Consider the following 18,647-nt stretch of genomic DNA (forward strand, 5'->3'; position numbering starts at 1 on the left):
TCAGGCCACCCTCTTTCCGTCGGTGCCGAAGTAGCGGCAATGAGCGGGGTTCATGTAGAACACGTGGTCCGTTCCGACTTCGTAGGGATGCACCCCGACTGCAAGCGAAACCCAGGCATCCTCTCCCAACCGGAAATGCGCACTGGAGTCCGATCCGGAAAGTTCCGTGACTAGCACGTGCCCATTCAATGCGACGTCTCGGTCAGTCAGCCTGTGCGGCGTCACGCGATGCGGCCGCACGGCGATCGTGTATTCCCCGTCTGGAAGACTTGCCGCGTGGCCGTCCAGTTGCCAGCTGATGCCGCTTGCCAGCCGCATTTCGTTACCGAATTTCGTTGCGGCGGCGGAATTGATGGGCGGGTCAGAGAAGACCTGCGCGGCCTTCAGATTGTCAGGGTTGCGATAGATTTCTGCGGTCGGTCCGAACTGGGTCACCTGCCCATCCGCCATCAGCGCAGTCCGCCCCCCCAGAAGCAGCGCCTCTTCGGGTTCGGAGGTTGCATATACGACGACCGAGCCGCGGCCCGCCAGCAGTTCCGGCAACTGTTCGCGAAGTTCCTCGCGCAGCTTGTAGTCCAGGTTCGCCAGCGGCTCGTCCAGCAGGACGGCGCGGCTTTCCTTGGCGATGGCCCGGGCCAGAGCGGTGCGCTGCTGTTGTCCGCCCGACAATTCGCTCGGCCGGCGGTTCAGCATCGGGCGCAATTGCAGGAGATCAGCCGCCTCCTCGACCCGCCCTTGAATTTCGCTTCTTGCCATGCCTGCGACACGCAGCGGCGAGGCGATGTTCTCGAACACGGTCATATGGGGATAGTTCACGAAGAACTGGTGCACCAGACTGACTTTGCGCTTCTGCGTCGACACACGGCTGACGTCCACGCCGTCGATCAGGACCTTGCCGTTCGCCAAGGGGTCAAGACCGGCGATCAGCTTGATCAGCGAGGTCTTTCCCGAACCCGTCGCCCCCAGAAGCACGTTGAAGTGGCCTGCCTCCAGACGAAGTGTCGTCGGCTTGATGTGGGTGACCCGTCCGACCACCTTCGAGGCTTCTTGAAGCTCGATCATCCTCGGTATTCCACTCTTGGCAGGTCAGGTGAGTGAGACCGCCGCGAGCTGCGGCGGTCTCCGTTTTCGGCTGGTGCGCTTACTGCGACTGCCAGCGCGCAACCAACTCGTCGTAGTTGACGGTCTCGCCCATCGGCTTCTCGTTCTCGAGCTTCGCCTTGGGCCCGTCGGGACGACCAAGCCATTCCGAGGGATCGATTGCCTCGTTCAGGCGCGGGCCGCATCCACCGTAGACGCCGGCTGCCTCGTCGGCCTCCTGCATCCGCGCCATGGTGATGTCCATCTCTTCGGCGAGACGGTCCATGGCTTCCTGCGGGGTGAAGGCACCCGAGTTCACGTCACCGATCTGCTGCCACCAAATCTGGGCAAGCTTCGGGTAGTCGGGCACGTTGATGCCCGTGGGCGACCAGCGCACCCGGTCGGGCGAGCGGTAGAACTCTACCAATCCGCCAAGCTTCGGCGCGCGCTCGGTGAAGCTTTCGTGCCGGACCGACGAGTCGCGGATGAAGGTGAGGCCGACGTGGCTCTTCTTCACGTCCACCGTCTTCGAGGTCACGAACTGGGCATAAAGCCAGGCAGCCTGCGCCCGGTCAGCAGGGGTCGACTTTAGGAACGTCCACGACCCCACGTCCTGGTAGCCGACCTTCTGACCTTCCTGCCAGTAGGGGCCGTGCGGGCTGGGGGCCATCCGCCAAAGCGGATTGCCGTCGGCGTCGACGGTATTGTTGCCTTCCGACTGCGGCTTCACCATGTCGGCGGTGAAGGCGGTGTACCAGAAGATCTGCTGGGCCACGTTGCCCTGCGAGAGTGCCGGAAGCGACTGGTAGAAGTCGTAGGAGGCCGCACCCGGAGGAGCATAGTTCCTGAGCCACTCGTCCCATTTGGCGATCGCGAACACCGCCGCCGGCCCGTTGGCCTCGCCGCCGCGCGACACGGATGCGCCGGACGGGTTGCAGGACCCCGCTTCCATGCGGATGCCCCATTCGTCGATCGGGATACCGTTGGGCTCACCCACGGAACCCGCGCCCGCCATCGACAACCAGGCGTCGGTCATCCGCCAGCCAAGGTCGGGCGCACGCTTGCCGTAGTCCATGTGCCCATAGATGCGCGTGCCGTCGATTTCACCCACGTCGTTGGTAAAGAACTCGGCGATGTCCTCATAGGCCGACCAGTTTACCGGAACGCCCAGATCGTAGCCGTACTTTTCCTTGAAAGCGGCCTTGAGATCTTCGCGGTCGAACCAGTCCTTGCGGAACCAGTACAGGTTCGCGAACTGCTGGTCCGGCAACTGGTAGAGCTTGCCATCAGGGCCAGTGGTGAACTGCCGGCCCATGAAGTCTTCAAGATCGAGAGTCGGCGAGGTGGTGGCGGCCCAGTCGCCAGCCATCATGTCGGACAGCGGGTAGGCAAGTTGAAGGCGCGCGTGCGTACCGATCAGATCGGAATCGTTGACGTAGCCGTCATACAGGTTCCGGCCCGTCTGCATCTGAGTCTGCACGGCCTGAACCACTTCACCCTCACCGAGGATCTGGTGGTTCACCTTGATGCCAGTGATTTCCTCGAACGCCTTGGTCAAAACCTCGGATTCGTAGGAATGCGTCGGGATACCTTCCGACAGCACGTTGATTTCCATGCCGGCGTAAGGTGCGGCGGCGTCGATGAACCACTTCATCTCGGCCAACTGTTCTTCCTTGGTCAGCGTCGAAGGCTGGAATTCCTCGTCGATCCAGCGCTGGGCAGCGGCTTCGTCAGCCAAAGCACTGCCGTATCCCGCAATGACAGCGCTCGCCGCCACTGCGGAGAGTAGATACATCCGCATCTGTCTCCTCCCTGAGTGTTTGGTCCGAAAGTGTACCGGACGCGGGAAGCGTGTGACACGGCCGAAAATTTGTCAAACTAAAAGATTAGTACTTGATCCCGACGTTGCGACCGGCGAGTTGCTCGACGGCGGACACAGACGAACATTGACCTCTTCAAGCTTCTGCAAGATCCGCGCTCTGCGGCGATGGTTGGAATCAACCGCCAAGCAGGAAAAGCAGCGGGAGCAACAACGCAGCAAGGATTCCGCCTTCAAACCCCCCGCCGTCTTCAGGCGGCGCCTCGACCTCTTCCTCGGGGACTTCGCCGACTGGAACCTCGTCGATTTCCCCAAAATCGTCTGGCGTATAGTCCATGAGGTCGATTTCGTCGTCCATGGAGATCACGCTCAATTCGTCTGCAGCATCCTCCGTCTTTGCGAAGACAAGACGAACGACATCAAATGCGCCCATCATGACGCTCAGGGTGGCCCCTTCAATGTCGACATCCGCCGCCGATCGAACTCCCGGGGCGTAGGTTGCTGCCTCGGGGCTTTCATCGATCTCCGGATTGTCCGGTACGTCGAATTCCTGCATCCAGTCCGGATTGCTTCCCACTTCCAGGCGGTCGGCCCATAGCGAAATGAGATCCTCACCGATGCCTGCGACGTCCAGTGCAACCTTGCCGGGGGCATCTCCCCCCGCGGCTAGAAAGATGACAAGACGGTCGTCTCCTTCGAAACCGTAGGCGGTCAGGTTGTCGCCCCGTTCAAAATCCTTGGTCGATTGAAGAGCCCGGGTGCCCTTGAGGCTCTCGTAGATCATCTCGACCATTTTGCCGCCGACGAATATGTGGTCCTCGCCATCGGGCGATCGCCATGACAGGCGGCCGGGATGCATGACGTCAAATCCATAGACCGCCCCTGCGGACGCTCCTGCTTCGGCATAGCTGGCAAAGGTTTCGAGCAGGAGCCGGGGATGCTCTTCCCCGTAGGAGAAGTCCTGCAGGCGATCCTGCCAATACCTCTCGAATTCGGTTGTCGTCCTGTTCTCGAGATCGACATCTTCCCGGCTCAAATCGCGATTGATCGAGAGATACTCGTCGAGAGCGTCTTCCCGGGTGATCTGGGCGACGTTCCAGGCCGACACGAAGAGATCGCCCCCATCTCCCCCTGCAGTCTCGATCGCCGCTTTCCACGCTGCCTTGTTGGCCAAGACGATGTCCATCTGCCTGTCGATTCCCTGCGCCTCGGCGGGAAAGCGGTGGTGGATGAGAAGATCAACATTGTCGAAAACGAAGTCATTCAGACCGGCACGGATTTGCACGTCATCCACATGGGACCGTCCCATCTGAACAGCAATCTTGAAGTCGGCGCCGGCAATGTTGACCGAGAGATCCCCAAGCCCGGAAACGATCTCTTCGACCATGGTCTGGGCAATGGTCGCGTACTGTTGCGCCGCTGTCCTGGCTCCATCCTCGAAGTGCCCGTAGTATTCGCTGCCAACCTGCAGGATCAGGTTGTTCGGCAGAACGCCGTATTTGCCGCTGAGCAAGTCGGACATCAGATTGGAAATGTCTGACCGCAAGACCTCTTCCTTGCCAACATAGCGTGCCGTCGGGAGGATGATGGACAATGCTGCATCCGTCGCGATCGCCTGCTGCATCATATCCGCGAGGTCGGGTCGATCGATGTCGTCTCGGTAGAGGCCGGGATACTCCAACCCATACCTGTCGGTACGTTCTTCGGCGAGAGCCCCGCCCGGCCAGATGAGCAAACCGGGATTCGAAGGTTCCGTGTGTGCCTCGAAACGATCGAAGTTGTGAAAGCTGACGAAGCGCGCCCCGAACGCCAAATCGTCGAGCACGACGGCGTCCGGTGCAGGTTCGCGAGAGAAAAGATCAATGGCAGCAAGCGACAACGCACACCTCTACTTCGGGAGCAGGCCGGCACAACCGGCGGGACCCATGCGGGGTAGCGAAGTAAGGTTAATCACGGGCTAACTGTCGTCGGTGCGACAGGCGCCCTCTCCAGTGTCACGAGACAGCTTTCCTGGCACCGCTTGGCCGGGGTCTACTTCGGAGGGCGCGCGCCAAACGCGCCAGCGACTTCGCACGGAGATGTCACACGACGAGATGCCGGTGGATAAAGCTCTCTAAACCGTAGCCCGACAGCTACCAAGGCACCCGAAAAGCTCTCGGCATGGTGGCATGCTTCAAGGGAATCAGGGCTGTTACCGATCCCAGAACAATGACCTGCGGCCTGCCCAATTGATGCGATCGACAACTGCCTACTTTGTTTGGAGGCAACTCACGCCGAGGCCACCATATATTGTGCCCATGAGCATAATTCCGCCTATTTGAAGTGTCATATTAACCCGCCATTAAGGAAGTTGGCACCTACTGGGCGAGAATTGACCCCAGGCAAGGCAGCCATGTCCGATCTAAAAGACCACACCAATCCAGACGAAAAACTTTACATCCAGGACATCCTGGCGTCGGCAGCTGAAGCTCGGGCGGCTGGCTTCCATCATACCGCGGAAGCCTTCGAGCACCTCCACAAGCTCGCGGTGGAAGCGGAACTGCGCTGCAAGAGTGCGCGCGCCTGAACATTCCCATTTACTTGTCATTAACCGAATGCAACCGATAGTTGTATCACTCGGGGGTGTATGCGTTGATCTTGTTAGGAATGTAGGGTTACGATGCAACTAAGAAAGATGGGACAGACGCTCTTGACGCTTATCGAGAACGCAGAAGCAAACGGCAATCAACACTTGGTAACGGTGGCAATTGCCTCTGCTCGAGCCGCCTTGATGGAGATACCGGATGCGTTTCGGGAGCCCGACATTGTCAAGGCCGCCTCGTGGCGGACTCCATTCGGCATTTCCGATGTGCCACTGGAGCAATTGTTCGTGCCGAGTACCGGAGGAACTGATCGGAAGGGCCGCTCGTTCGACACGTCACAAGTGGCGTTCGCCGAGTTTCCGTTGATGGGCGACGACTGATGAACTCGCCGCACATCTACGGAAGACACATTCTCCTCACATTATTCACATAACGCTGACGCTATTCCTGCTGAAGGTACGATGGGGACCGGACCCGTCACTTTCGTTCTCAGGAGGCATGCCATGTGCAGCGATCGAGCAGGGCAAGCGCTAGCTGTCGATGAGGCCAGCGAACTCGAGGAAGATCTTCTCGACATGGGCGGCGTGCCGCACATGGAGCCGTCTAGGTCCTGGGAGCGTTCCTTTCCAAGGAGCACGATCGAGGGGGCTCGCTGGATGATTGATGTTCTCGATGATCTGATCGCGTTCTCAAAGGATCGGGAGCTCTTTCAGATCGCGGCCGATCTTCAGGAAGCGCGGGACAAGGTTCACAAAAAGCTCCTGGGATAGGTCATAGGCCGACTCTCTCGGCGCGCCTTTGCGAAAACGCTTGCCTTGGTGGTGATCATCACTGGATTATTGACCGCCATTCCCTGAACGAGTTCGAGCACGCTCAGCTTCGAAACCATCCTCTGAAGCAAGCCTTCTTGCCACAGCGACACCGGGTTCAAGAAAACCACAGCCGTTTCGTCGTAGCCTTGCACCGGCATCTCCTCCGCGGCGACCCATCCCACACGATAGGGGAAATACGACTTCAAATCCAACTCGATCCGCCGAAGGCTCCAATCTATCAAGATGCACATGCATCGATAGGCGAGTTCAGGCAGCTGAAAACCAGACCCGAAACTGGAGGAGAGTGGATTAGAGAGAAAGAGTTTGCCCGATAGGTTCCTGAAGTCATCATAGTCCTCAAACGCTCGTGCAAGCTCATCGCAGAAATCATTGCGGTATGCTAGGTTCAATTCTCGTTCTACAAGATTGATTGATTCCAGAAAGCGCAGGAGCGCGTAATTGATAACGTCGAAAACTGTGTGGAAGCGGAAATCTGTTTGCCAGTCCGAACCACTGCCGCTCCGCTCGATGCGGTTGTCAGTGATTTCTCTTGCGTAACTATGTTTGTCAATGCCCACGATACGCCTGAATTCCTCAGGCGATATCAATGTCGTTCTGAAGTCAATGACAACCATTCCACCCACTTCTTGGAGGTAGCATGCAAAGGATGGTGGGATTTCACTAAAATACTCCTAAAGACCTCCTTTTTCTCTCGTCTTGTCCCTTATTGTCGCGTCATTCGGATCACTGAAAGGGTGCCGGCAGTGACTATGTCCCTGTTACCACAGAGTAAACGAAGTGTTAACCTTTTCCCGCAAGGGTTGAGTGGTGTCTCGTGACTGGGAGTGCCGCTGATGCTGATCCTTCACCTCGTTTCTGTGCAGATATGTCTGTTGTCCTCGGCCGTGCTCCATTTTGCGTTCGGGCTGAACCCTTGGGTGCTATGGGCGGGCAGCATACTGGGCGTTCCCGTCTTCAGCTTGGTGCTGCTAGCCGTGGGAAGGCTTTCGGCGCGAGGTCGCCGGAGAACCCTTCTCGATGTAACGTGCCTCGTAACAGAAGGCCCCATCCGTGAAGAGTGCTGAACCGCTGCCGCCCCACGCTTGGCTCGTCTCGGTTCTTGAGGACGTCGTCGGTTATGCGGATGCCAACAATCTCGCCCAAACTGCTGATCTTGTCAGGCAGGTGCTTCCCTCAATTGTAGAAGAGACGGCCGGCACAGCGAATAGGCGGTTAAGTTCGACGCGTTGGCAATGATAGCTTGCGATTAGGTCATTGCCCACATTTAGCCTTCCTCTGGAGCAGCACGCCAAGAGCCCATCTCCCAAGCATGAGGGAGATGGCAATAGAAATTTGGTAGTAGTAGTGGCATGTTGGGTGTTGTCAAAAGGATTCCGGTTGAGACGGGCAGGGCGGCCCCGTAGCGTCCGGCCATGACCAAACCCAACCTGTTCAAGGGTTTCCAAAGCAGCCCCGAGATCATCCGCCTGGCGGTGATGCTGTATGTGAGGTTCCCGCTCTCGCTGAGAAACGTCGAGGACCTACTCCACGAGCGCGGTGTCGAGATCAGCCACGAGACTGTCCGGTTCTGGTGGCATCGCTTCGGTCCAGTGTCCGCCGCCTAGATCCGAAAGCGGCGGATCGAGGGTATGAAGTCCAGCCAGTAGCGGTGGCATCTCGACGAGATCTTCGTGAAGATCAACGGTGAGCGGCACTATCTTTAGCGCGCCGTCGGTCACGAGGGCGAGGTGCTGGATTGCTTCGTCACGAAATCGCGAGACAAGAAGGCCGCGTTGAAGTCCCTCAGGAAAGCAATGAAGAAGCACGGTCCGTGCGAGCGCTACGTCGCGGACAAGCTGCGGTCCCATGGTGCGTCGATGACGGAACTCGGTGTCGAGGACAGGCAGAAGTCGGGTCGCTGGCTCAACAACTGGGCCGAGAACTCGCACCTCCCCTTCCGACGACGGGAGCGGGCCATGCTTCGGTTCCGACGGATGCGAAGTTTGCAGAAGTTCGCCTCCGTAACCAACCTCTTCAACCAAGAACGCAGCCTCTCTAGCCGACCTTTCTTCAAGGCCAACCGCACCGCCGCTCTCGCCGGGTGGCGCTGTCACTGCGCGGCATAAACGACAGTGTCACTGTCCAAGCAGAGACGAGTTCGAATCCGTCTGACAGTACCGTTTCGATGGGTAAGCCCGAAGAGGAGGTTTGCTCCCAGTCGCGTCCCCTCCAGAGTACACTAAGGAAGGGATTCCGGGCATGGACCCATGCAGGATTGGAGCGCTCCGCCATAATCGCCAGCGTGCCGGACACTCTACATGTGCGCTCCGTGTGCAATCGCTTCGAATGTCCAAGAGCGCGTCAGGGTGGCCCCAGTTTCGCCCCGGATTGGCCGGTTTTCTTACGGGTTTATCCTTCCTGAACTGGCAAAAAAACTCGCAAAATCAAGCAACATCGACTCTCGAACCGCCCTCCGAAGGCAGAGGTCACAGGTTCGAATCCTGTCGGGTGCGCCACTCCCAAGGCCCGTGTTTGCAGTGGTTCATGCCGCTGAAGGGCCGCCGCGAAAACCCTCCGAAATGCAGCGTGTCGCACTCTGGTCCCGTCATGGGGAAGTCTGACAATCGAAGGGACGTCACGGTCAGGCCGCGCGTGGCGTAGCTTCGGTGGAGACGCGGCTGAAGTGGGTCGTGGATCCCGGATCGCCCACCGATGCGCCGGCGCCCTTCGCGGGAAGACGGTGGCATCGTCAGGCAAGCCCGGTCAGATGAAGGGCCACGCCGGCCGCGGCCGCGCCGCCAAGCACCGTCGCGGTTCCAAGGCCGAACCGGAAGACCGCCAGCATCGCGAGAACGGTCAACGCGGCGGCGGCCCAGTCGATCGAGCCCAGGACCGGCAGCTCAAGCGACAGGGGGCCCGCTTCGATCCTCAGGACCTCGCGCCAGACCACGTGGACCGCGAACCACAGCGCGAGGTTCAGAATGACGCCCACGACGGCGGCGGTCACCGCGGTGAGCGCGCCGGACAGGATCGCGTTCGCCCGGAGTCGCTCCATCCAGGGCGCGCCGAGAAAGATCCAGGCAAAGCACGGCGCAAAGGTGACCCAGGTGGCGAGAAGCCCGCCCAGCGTTCCGGCCAGAAGCGGCGCGGTCCAGCCCGCTTCGCGGAACGCCCCCACGAAGCCCACGAATTGCAGGACCATGATCAGGGGACCCGGGGTCGTCTCGGCCATGGCGAGGCCGTCGAGCATCTCGCCCGGAGCGAGCCAGCCGTAGGTGCCGACCGCCTCCTGCGCGACCCAGGCGAGAACCGCATAGGCGCCGCCGAAGGTCAGGACGGCGAGTTGCGAGAAGAACACGGCGATGTCGGTGAAGACCGAGCCGGGCGCGATCAGAAGGAGAACGCCCACCGGAAGCAGCCAGAGCGCCAGCGCGACAAGCCCGGCGCGGCGCGCCGCGGCGCGCCCTGCGAGATCTCTCTCACCGGCCTCTTCGCCGAGCAGCGTCTCTGCGTCGTGGACGTGGCGTGCCCCTGCGGTTCCATGCCCGCCTGCGGCGCGGAAGATCGCAAGTCCGGCCGCCGCCCCGACCCAGCCGACGACAGCCGCCGCGAGGACGATCACCGGGAACGGGACGCCGAACGCGAAGATCGCCACGAACGAGGCGGCTGCGATGACGCGAAGCCCCGCGCTTTCCAGCGCACGCCGGCCGACGCGGATGACCGCCTGCGCGACGATGGCGAGGACCGCCGCCTTCAGCCCGAAGAACATCCCCGAGACCAGGCCGACCTCGCCCCAGATGGCGTAGATCCAGCTGAGCGCCATGATGGCCGCCACGCCGGGCAGGATGAACAGGATGCCCGCGACAAGCGCGCCGCGCACCCCGTGCATGAGCCAGCCGATGTAGGTGGCGAGTTGCTGCGCCTCGGGTCCGGGCAGGAGCATGCAGAAGTTCAGCGCATGCAGGAACCGCCCGTCGCCGAGCCAGCGCTTCTCCTCGACAAGGATGCGGTGCATCACGGCGATCTGTCCGGCGGGCCCGCCGAAGGACAGGGCCGCGATCCGCGCCCAGACCCGTGTCGCGTCGCTCAGCGTGGGGTAGGCGGGGGGCGCCATCGGCGCAGCGGGCGTCTTGTCGTCCGGCGCGTCCATCATGCGGCACCGCCCGATCGGTTCGTCGGCCAGGCGTGCGTCTCTTCGGTCGCGTCCCGGCACCAGCGGTAGAACGCGTCGTAAAGCGTCATCCCCGCTTCGATCTGCTCGTGATCGTCCGTGTGCATCCGCGACAGGCCCAGCGAGGCCGCAAGAAGACCCGCCGCCTCGGGTGCGAGGTCGGGTCGTGCGGTGTCGGCGCCGCGCACGATCGCTGCAAGCCGGTCAAGCGCCGGGATTCGCAGCCCGAACTCCTCGATCATCACGTCGAAGGTGCACCGCTCTCCCCGGTGGCTCCAGAAGGTGTCCTCGACGTCAAAGGGCATGGCGCCATAAAGCGCGGCGACGCTTGCGACCTCGGCCGGCGAGACGAAAAGGATCATCGCGCGCGGGTCGATGAAGCGGCGGATGAGCCAGGGGCAGGCGACGCGGTCGACCTTCGGACGCGACCGCGTCACCCAGACGCTTCGGCCCCCCGTGTCGCGGCAGGTGATCTTGCCGGGATCGAAGACAGGCAGTCCCGCCGCGCGCCAAGCGGCATGTCCGCCATGGAGGTACTCCGCCGGCACGCCCCTCGTGCGCAGGAGCGCGGCAAGACCCTGGCTGCGCCCGTGTCCTTCGGCGCAGATCACGACCACTGGGCCCGAAAGCGTGCCGACAAGGCGGTCGAGCGGGTCGCCCTGGATTTCCGTGTCCGTCAGCGCACGCGCCCCTGGCAGAAGCTGCGGGTCCTCTGCCCGGACAACGTCGCGGCGCACGTCGAGAATGTCGGGACATCGCGGCGTGCCGATGAGCTTGGCAAGCTTGTCGCTGGAAATCGCGTCAGGCGCAGGCATGTGCGTTCCTCCGATTCATCGGATGGGTGGAACGCGAACTTCGGCTGTCGCCTCGTGGGGAGGTCGCGGGTCCCCATAGGCCAACTCTGCGTGAGCAGTGGGCGGGTGTCAACCACAGGGGCAGGCGCCGGACTGCCGGTTCTCACCGCTTAGGCTGGAAGCCTGCATCAGGCCGGATACTGCGCTTGGGGCGTTGCGGGCAGAAGTCGGCATTGTGCGCCTCTCAGACCTGGTACGTGATCTCGACCGCGTCGGCTTCGCCGACATAAAAGGCATTTGTATCGGAACAATCCAGCGCGTCGCCTTTCCTTGCTGTCTGCGTCCGAAGCCGGACGACGCCAGCAGACGGGCGACGATGCACCCCTCGGCATCGCCCGTAACCGGCACGAGACTGGAAGCGCGGTCCTCACCCCAGCTTTGGCGACAGGGCCACTGTGAACGCCGGCGGTGGCGCCCATTGATAGTAGTTTCGCACGGCCGGGCCATCGTTGACCGGGCCCAATCGCCAGTGTCGAAGGATTGCCCCCAGCACCAGAGTACAGAAGCGCAGCGTCGCGTTCTCGAACGGGCAGTTGTGCTTGTCGATCCCGAACGGCGCGAAGGCATTGCGTCCTGGGTTCCAGTCAAGGAACCGGCCGGGACAGTGCTCGAAGGGCCGTTCGAAGACCTCGGGGTCCTTGTGCGCCTCCCAAAGGCAGAGGCGAATGAACGACCCCTTCGGAATGAGCCAGGTCTCGAACACGATATCCTGCTTCGCCAACCGGGTGAGCCGCTCGATCTGGTTCATCCTGAGTGACTCCTTGACGAAGGCGACGGCGAGGGGGCGGGCGGGGTCGCCACGCGCGTCTTCCTGGGCGAGTGCCGTCTGGGACGCGGGATCGTATGCGAGGTCCCGCAGAACCCAGCGCAGCAGCGACGCGATGTCGTGTCGCCCGCCCTCGACCATGTAGATGAGATTTCCCGCCAGCGTTTCGTCCAGGCGCCCGCTTATCCGCGCGTGACCTGCCACGCTCTGTGCCAGCAGATCATCCGCGATCAGCCGATCCAGGATCTTGCGCAGGTCGGCAAAGCACGCTTGCTGGACGGGGCCGATCTGGAAGATCACGCGATCTGGTCCAAGCCGATGATAAACCTCCAACATCTTGATGTGATCTGGGTGGTCGGGCGCAAGCCCGAACACCAGGTCGATCAGTGCGGAACTGGCGATGCGGTTCAGCGTCTCGATCAGCGCCGCAGCGGGATCCTGGCCGGCGTCCACGGCCCCGGCCATTGCGGCGAACTGACCCTCGAGAAACTCCAGACTGGGCTTCGCGTCTTCGAAGGGGCGCGCCGCCGCAAGCGCGGTCACAAGGGCCTGGCGATACTTCTTGTGAACCTCGCCTTCCATCGATCGCAGGAACCCATTGGGAACAAGACGTTCGATATCGACCGTGACCGGGCGCAGCGCGTTCGCGTGGTCGCTCAAGAGGCGGCGGGCGCGTTCCAGTCCTTCTATGCAAATGAAGATCCGACCGAAGTCCACGGTTCTAGTGATCGGACCCATCTGCGCGAAGCGTTCCATCACCAGCCGCCTGTTGCGGCATTCCTTTGGGTGCAGCGGTTCGAAATCGCCGGGAGGCAACCTGTGTCCGCGACGGATCTCGGCCCATTTCGCCTTTAGGATGACGCGTTGCAACGATCCCACCCCAAGACCGTCGGCAACCTTCTGGAACAGCGCCTTCTTTCGCGAGGAACGAAGATCCACGGCACGAGAGGGTGTCGCCCGGAGTGTCTTGTCGCTCATCGGATCGGGGCCTTCTTGTTTGCCACTGTCACATCTCGCGCAACCGCTACCGCGACGCGCCTCCGCCGGGTCACGCCAGATTCTCCTCGATCGCCCTCAGGGCGTCTCCAAGCGACATGATCTGCGTTATCTGCAGCGCCGAGAACTGAATGTCGAAGGCCTCCTCGAGCGAGTCGATCAACTCGATATGGGCCAGCGAGTCCCAGCCCTCGGTGTTGAACGGTGTCGATTGCAGGGAAAGCTCTGTGACCGGCAGGTTGAAGCATCGCGCGGCGACCTCCAGCACATCCGGCGCGTCGGGGGTTGGCCTCGCGTACATCGCCTGGAGGTGGCCGGCCATCACCTTGCCGGACGGGGTCCGGGGCAATGCATCCACGATGAAGAACTCGCGCGGCGAGCGTTCCGATGAAAGCTGCGACCGGCAGTACGCCGCAACATCCTCGGGCCGGATCACGGCATCGGGCGCCGGAACGATGGCCGCGACCAGCCGCTCGCCCATCGTTGGATCGGGAACGCCGAAGGCATAGGCCTCGGCGACACCGGGCATCGCCGTGAGGACCTGCGTTGCCGTTTCGGGGTGAATGGTCTTTCCCGCCGAAACGATGGCGGTTTTCTTCCGGCCAACAAATCTGAACAGTCCGTCGGGATCGACGCGAACGATATCGCCGGTGTAGAAGCGGCCGTTCCTGAGCACCTTCGCGGTTTCCTCGGGCGCATCGAAATATCCCCGCATCACGATCGGACCGGAAAGCACGAGTTCGCCCGGCGCGCCGGGCGCCACGGGCTGATCATGCGCATCGAGCACCATGGCCTTGCACCCCACCGGACGGCCAAGCGAGCCCCGCCGCCGGGTGGCGCCGTCAGGGCCCGCGAAAATGGCGTCACAGACCACTTCGCTCAGTCCATAGGCGTTCACGACCGGAACGCCGAAGGTGTCTTCGAAGGCCTCCCACAGACCCTCGTCAAGCAGGTCGGCGCTGGACAGAACGAACCTGAACTCCGGTGCGTCAAACACGGAGGCGCGATCGCGCCCCACACGATGCACGATGCGAAGCATCGCCGGAACAGAGATGAAATGCGTGACGCGGCCATTCCTGACGTAGTCGAGGATCGCCGGAACAGCCTGGACGGAAAATCGCATGGGCCGATGCAGACTGCCGCCAAACCAGATCGCGGTGAGGGGGCCGCGTATGAGTCCGTCCACATGATGCAGGGGCAACAGGTTGAACAGCCGCGACGTCTCGTCGAAGCCGTAAACCTCATGGAAGATGTCAAGCTGCGCGACGAGGTTTGCGAACGTGAGTTCGATGGCCTTTGGCGCCGAGGTCGTTCCCGATGTCAGGACCAGCACCGCGACCTGGGGCACGTCCTGTGGGTCGGCAAACCGGTCGGGCGGCGCGCCATCGCGATCCTCTTCAAGCCGCAGACGGTCAATCGAGCCGTCCGGGGCGAAAAGGCGCAGCTCTGCTTCGCCGGACACCCCGTCGGTAACAAGCGCCCTTGCCCGGCAGAGGCCGACAAGCTCCGAAAGCTCGGCGTCCGTCGCCGCTGCATCGGCCATCACGGGCGTGATCCCGGATCGCAGCATGGCAAGAAACAGCACGATGGCCCGGCGCGCCTGATCGCAATGGACGATGATCCTGTCGCCCGGCTCGATACCCGCCCGGCGCAGCCTGTCCGCAAGCCGCAGCATCTCGGCCCGGCATGCCGCGTAGGTGAGGGGGCCGGTTTCCAGGTCTGCGAAGAGGGTGCCGTCGGTGCGATCGAAGATCTGGTCGAACCTCTGCGAAAAGCGGCGCCAGCCGTCATCCCCGGGCAGGCTGATTGTCGTCTGGTCAGGTGTCACGATGCGTCTCTTGGTTCACGGAGTGCGCGATCCGTCTTGCAATGACGGATGCGTTTTCAGGATCGTTCAGCATGGAAAGGTGGTCGCCGGGCACCGTGTGTACCGTGACCGGGCCTCGCACCATGTCGGACCAACCCAAGGAGTCACCAAGCCAATCGCGGTAGTGCGATCCGCTGGCCCGCAGCACCGTTGCCGGGGCAGAACTTGGGGCCGGTCGGTAAAGCCTGAATGCTTCATAGAGAAACCGCATCACGGTTCGGTAGGACTCGGGGTGCCGCGACAGGTCGATGCGCCAGATCCCGTAGGCGGACAGGACGGAGGGATCCTGTTTCCGCAAAATCAGACGGCGCCAATTGAGCCGAAGATGTCTGCGGATGGCCTTGGCATGATGGACGGGATGCTTGAGAAATTCGCGCAGCCCCAGGGGCTTTCTCAGCGGAAGATCGAGGATCCACACCATGTCGGGCCGCGCGCCGCGCAGATCGAGTTGCCGTCCGGTTTCATAGGCCAGGGCGCCGGCGAACGAAAATCCAAGAAGCTGTAGGGGGGGATGAAGCCCGTGGCTCAGGATCTCTTCCGCAAACCGCCCTGCGACCACTTCAAGGGACTGCGCGTCCGGTTCCGTGATGAGGTCCGCCGGCAGCCGGAGGGCATAGCAGGACAGGGTCGAAGCAAGGCTGGAAACCAGGGATCGGGCATAGATCGTGTTGCCGCCGAAATCCGGAAAGACGACCAGCGACCCGGGGCGATCTGCGTCCGTCAGTCTGTGCAGTATCGGGGATAGGCCTTGCGTGGGGCGCGTGTGTGTCACTGCCGCTCCCCTGACCGCACGAAGGGAAGTCGCGCTGTTTCCGCCATACGCTCGGCCTCTGCCGTTCGGGTCCGGCCGTGGCATGCGGCGATGGCCACGTCGCGAAATGCGGGCGAGCGGTACCAGAAGGCGTGGTGCGTCGGACTTGGTGCAAGCCCGTAGTGGGCCTTGTGCTCTCCGGTTGCGCCAAAATCGAGACACTCCAGCCCGGTCACAAAAGCGCGTTCGATGGCGCGGTAAATCACCTGATCGAAATACAGAAATCGCATGGCTGCCCTCTGGCCCCAGTAGAGCGAATATCCGCGCGACGGGCCGGCGACCGAAAACACCGCCCCGGCCAATTCGCCGCCGACGGTGGAGACGGAGACATCTATACGCTCGCTCATCGTTCGAAACACGTGGTCAAAAAACGACTGGTTGAGCCATGTCTCGGACCGATGGCGCAAGAAGTTGTCGACATAGAGGGGAAAGAAAGTCGCCGACATGTCCGCCGGGATCTCTGCCCCGCGATAGTGCCGGAACGACACGCCTTCATCGGCCAGCCTGCGGCGGTGCCGCTTGATCTCGGTGCGACGCTTGGTGATCATTCGACCAAGGAATTGGTCGAAAGACGTCTCGTCGCCGGCTTGCCAGGTGTAGGTGTTCGACTGGCCCATCGCGAAACCGCAGGCCGCAAGCGCGTCCACCTCGTCCGAGCCGTCACGAAGGTAAGAGATCTGGACAGAGGACGCTCCGCGCTCTTCCGCGGTGGCCTGAAGGGCTTCCGCCAGCCTTCTGATCGCCACCCGGCGATCCACGCCCCCGCGAACGAGCAGCCTTTGCCCCGAGAAGGGCACCATCGGCACTTCGACCTGGAGTTTCGGAAAGTACTCTCCCACGACGCGTCGGTGCGCTATCGCGTGGCCGATGTCGGCACCAAGTTCACCCTTCGAGTTCGTCTTGAGGTATGCCGGCGCGGCCGCGACGATGCGGCCCCCGGCGTCCTTCAGGACCACGTGGCAGGGCGTGAAACCGTTCTCGGCGCTGGCGACGCCACTGCGTTCCAGCGCGTCGAGCATCTGGTGACGCAACAGCGGGTCGTCGTGTCCGACGCAGGCGTTCCAGTCCGATGCGGGGATTTCCAGGATCGAGGAATGGGACTGCGTGGACCAGCCCGCACCGTCCTGCGCTGCCTCACCCAATGACATCGCCGCCCCCTGCCTGAAGGATCTGGCCGCTTGCGCGCCTGGGGTCGGCCGGCGCCTCGTCGCCGCCTGCACCCACCGACACAAGGCAGAGCGAGGCCTTGCCAACCCCCGCCGCCGGCGTGCGGACGGCCTTGTGACCGCGCCTGACGAGGTCGTCGAACACGCCTTCCGGCACCTCGTCCTCCACGCTGATGCGACCTGGAAACACAAGATGGGGCGACGACGACTGCGGTGCGCTTTGGGTGAAGACACGCGGCGCTGCGACCGCGGCCGCCAGAGACTCTCCCCGGAACAGATGCCGCGCAAGGACCTGGGTCATCGCCTGAAGCTGATAATCGCCACCGGGCCCGCCCCCTGCGACCACGCGCCCGTCGTCGTGAACGAAAAGCGTCGGGCAGGCCGTGACCCGGGGCCTTCGGCCCGGCGCCGCGGCGGCCCGATGGGTGGGTTCGACGAACGACTGGCTTCCCCGGGTGGAGATCACGAACCCCAGGCCAGGCACGACAGGGCCGTCGCTTGCCGCATCGCTTGGGGTTGCGGCAAATACGTTGCCACCCGAATCCGCCACGACCGCGACGGATGTGTCGAGCGCCATCTGGTCGCTGCCAATCGCCCCATCGCGCTTTGCCGCGCCCGGCAGGCCAGGGTGCGGCAAGGCGGGATGCGCCTTATCGCCATCGATCAGCCCCGCGCGATCCGCCGCGTATTGCGCGCAGAGAAGCCGTGCCATGGGGATGTCGGCAAAGTCCGGATCTCCGTAAAGCGCGTCCCGGTCGGCGAGCGCCAGCTTTAGCGCCTCGAGAACATGATGATAAAAGATGCCCTCGCGTTCCAAGGGGATACCCCGAAGGGATCGCTCGATGATCATGAGCGCCTGCGACAGAGCCGGGCCCTGCGACCAGGGCCCGCAGGTGAACACCGTTCCACCCGATATCCGCGCCTGCGTCGCGGCTTCGACCCGTGTCGTGTGGGTGGCTAGATCTTCGAGGTCCAGCCAGCCGCCCTCGTCGGCGACGTGCGAGACCATTTCCCGTGCAATTTCGCCGCGGTAGAACAGATCGTAGACGGCATCGAGTCCGCTTTCGCGGTCGGGTGCCGCACGGTCTGCGGCGATCATGCGCTCGATGGTGCGGGAAAGCTCGGGGTAGGTGATCTGGTCGCCCACGTCGGGGATCCTGCCTCCCGGCATCCAGATCCGCGCGTTGCCCGGGTACTTCAGATAACTGCGCGCATGCGAGGCGACGGTTTCAACCAGTTCGCGATGCGCCGGAAAGCCCTCGGCAGCCAGCCGCGCGGCCGGATCGGCCAGGTGGGCGAAGCGCATCGTGCCGAAGCGCCGCAGGGCGGTGATCCACGCGCCAACCGCGCCGGGCACGACGGTGCGCGCGATGCCGACGGGAATGCGGCCCCTGTGCCGTTCGCGGAACACATCCGCACGGGTTGCGGCGGGCCAGCGCCCGACTCCATCGACAACCTGCGCCGACGGATCGTTCGCCATCTTGACGATGATTGGGGAAATGCCGCCGATCTGGACCTGTTCGGCATGCAGAACCGACAGCGCCAGGCAGGCGGCCACGCCAGCATCTACGGCGTTTCCACCCCGCTCCAGAATGGAAGCCGCAATCCGGGCAGCATCCGGATGACCGGCGGATACGCAATAACCAGGCACTCTGACAATCCATCGACATGCGGAAGATCCGCGGTGCAACGTTGCACGACCGATGAATTTTTCCAAGCAGGG

Annotated in this window: 15 protein-coding genes and 1 pseudogene; 5 read left to right on the top strand and 11 right to left on the bottom strand. The window is 62.5% G+C overall.

Annotation, left to right across the window (positions count from 1 at the left end; all coding sequences use genetic code 11):
• The 3 genes from ACRDNQ_RS05885 to ACRDNQ_RS05895 form a co-directional block, all read right to left on the bottom strand.
• Complete coding sequence (locus ACRDNQ_RS05885; protein WP_431827697.1) at window positions 1-1,062, bottom strand: ABC transporter ATP-binding protein; 1,062 nt, start codon at window positions 1,060-1,062, stop codon at window positions 1-3.
• Between the two features lie 79 nt (window positions 1,063-1,141).
• The gene (locus tag ACRDNQ_RS05890; RefSeq protein ID WP_431827698.1) at window positions 1,142-2,881 is read right to left on the bottom strand and encodes an ABC transporter substrate-binding protein; all 1,740 of its coding nucleotides are present in this window, start codon (window positions 2,879-2,881) and stop codon (window positions 1,142-1,144) included.
• Window positions 2,882-3,077: 196 nt separating this feature from the next.
• Window positions 3,078-4,724, bottom strand: coding sequence for a hypothetical protein (locus tag ACRDNQ_RS05895; RefSeq protein WP_431827699.1), 1,647 nt, complete (start codon window positions 4,722-4,724; stop codon window positions 3,078-3,080).
• A gap of 567 nt (window positions 4,725-5,291) precedes the next feature.
• On the opposite strand from ACRDNQ_RS05895, the gene ACRDNQ_RS05900 reads away from it, so the two are divergent.
• From ACRDNQ_RS05900 to ACRDNQ_RS05910, 3 genes are all read left to right on the top strand, one after another.
• Window positions 5,292-5,465, top strand: coding sequence for a hypothetical protein (locus ACRDNQ_RS05900; protein WP_431827700.1), 174 nt, complete (start codon window positions 5,292-5,294; stop codon window positions 5,463-5,465).
• Between the two features lie 108 nt (window positions 5,466-5,573).
• Window positions 5,574-5,861 (top strand): hypothetical protein, encoded by a 288-nt coding sequence (locus tag ACRDNQ_RS05905; protein WP_431827701.1) that lies wholly within the window; start codon window positions 5,574-5,576, stop codon window positions 5,859-5,861.
• Between the two features lie 123 nt (window positions 5,862-5,984).
• A complete protein-coding gene (locus ACRDNQ_RS05910; protein WP_431827702.1) occupies window positions 5,985-6,251 on the top strand; it encodes a hypothetical protein in 267 nt (88 codons plus the stop codon).
• On the opposite strand, the gene ACRDNQ_RS05915 is transcribed toward ACRDNQ_RS05910, so the two are convergent.
• Window positions 6,230-6,928, bottom strand: coding sequence for a hypothetical protein (locus ACRDNQ_RS05915; protein ID WP_431827703.1), 699 nt, complete (start codon window positions 6,926-6,928; stop codon window positions 6,230-6,232). The two genes, ACRDNQ_RS05910 and ACRDNQ_RS05915, sit on opposite strands and share 22 nt — an antisense overlap.
• 798 nt (window positions 6,929-7,726) lie before the next feature.
• On the opposite strand from ACRDNQ_RS05915, the pseudogene ACRDNQ_RS05920 reads away from it, so the two are divergent.
• Window positions 7,727-8,419 (top strand): annotated as a pseudogene (locus tag ACRDNQ_RS05920) (IS6 family transposase).
• A gap of 623 nt (window positions 8,420-9,042) precedes the next feature.
• On the opposite strand, the gene chrA reads toward ACRDNQ_RS05920, so the two are convergent.
• From chrA to ACRDNQ_RS05935, 3 genes are all read right to left on the bottom strand, one after another.
• Window positions 9,043-10,446 carry a chromate efflux transporter gene (chrA, locus tag ACRDNQ_RS05925; RefSeq protein WP_431827704.1) on the bottom strand — a complete coding sequence of 468 codons (1,404 nt, stop codon included), beginning with the start codon at window positions 10,444-10,446 and terminating at the stop codon, window positions 9,043-9,045.
• Complete coding sequence (locus tag ACRDNQ_RS05930; protein ID WP_431827705.1) at window positions 10,443-11,279, bottom strand: chromate resistance protein ChrB domain-containing protein; 837 nt, start codon at window positions 11,277-11,279, stop codon at window positions 10,443-10,445. Before ACRDNQ_RS05930 ends, chrA begins: the two co-directional genes overlap by 4 nt.
• A gap of 406 nt (window positions 11,280-11,685) precedes the next feature.
• Complete coding sequence (locus ACRDNQ_RS05935; protein WP_431827706.1) at window positions 11,686-12,627, bottom strand: cytochrome P450; 942 nt, start codon at window positions 12,625-12,627, stop codon at window positions 11,686-11,688.
• A 21-nt stretch (window positions 12,628-12,648) separates the two neighbouring features.
• On the opposite strand from ACRDNQ_RS05935, the gene ACRDNQ_RS05940 reads away from it, so the two are divergent.
• Window positions 12,649-12,939: a hypothetical protein gene (locus ACRDNQ_RS05940; protein ID WP_431827707.1), complete on the top strand. Its 291-nt coding sequence runs from the start codon at window positions 12,649-12,651 to the stop codon at window positions 12,937-12,939.
• Window positions 12,940-13,132: 193 nt separating this feature from the next.
• Here the strand turns inward: ACRDNQ_RS05940 and ACRDNQ_RS05945 are convergent, their stop codons facing one another.
• From ACRDNQ_RS05945 to ACRDNQ_RS05960, 4 genes are read right to left on the bottom strand one after another with little or no spacing between them, the layout of a single operon-like run.
• Window positions 13,133-14,908, bottom strand: coding sequence for an AMP-binding protein (locus ACRDNQ_RS05945; RefSeq protein ID WP_431827708.1), 1,776 nt, complete (start codon window positions 14,906-14,908; stop codon window positions 13,133-13,135).
• On the bottom strand, window positions 14,898-15,719 hold the full coding sequence (locus ACRDNQ_RS05950) for a thioesterase domain-containing protein (protein ID WP_431827709.1): 822 nt from the start codon (window positions 15,717-15,719) through the stop codon (window positions 14,898-14,900). The genes ACRDNQ_RS05945 and ACRDNQ_RS05950 overlap by 11 nt, the downstream gene beginning before the upstream one ends.
• Window positions 15,716-16,900 carry a GNAT family N-acetyltransferase gene (locus ACRDNQ_RS05955; RefSeq protein WP_431827710.1) on the bottom strand — a complete coding sequence of 395 codons (1,185 nt, stop codon included), beginning with the start codon at window positions 16,898-16,900 and terminating at the stop codon, window positions 15,716-15,718. Before ACRDNQ_RS05955 ends, ACRDNQ_RS05950 begins: the two co-directional genes overlap by 4 nt.
• Window positions 16,893-18,575, bottom strand: a complete 1,683-nt coding sequence (locus ACRDNQ_RS05960) for a gamma-glutamyltransferase family protein (RefSeq protein ID WP_431827711.1) — start codon at window positions 18,573-18,575, stop codon at window positions 16,893-16,895. The genes ACRDNQ_RS05955 and ACRDNQ_RS05960 overlap by 8 nt, the downstream gene beginning before the upstream one ends.
• Window positions 18,576-18,647: the final 72 nt, after the last annotated feature.

It is taken from the genome of Saliniferula longa (assembly GCF_050789285.1).
Classification (GTDB): domain Bacteria; phylum Pseudomonadota; class Alphaproteobacteria; order Rhodobacterales; family Rhodobacteraceae; genus CAVPWP01.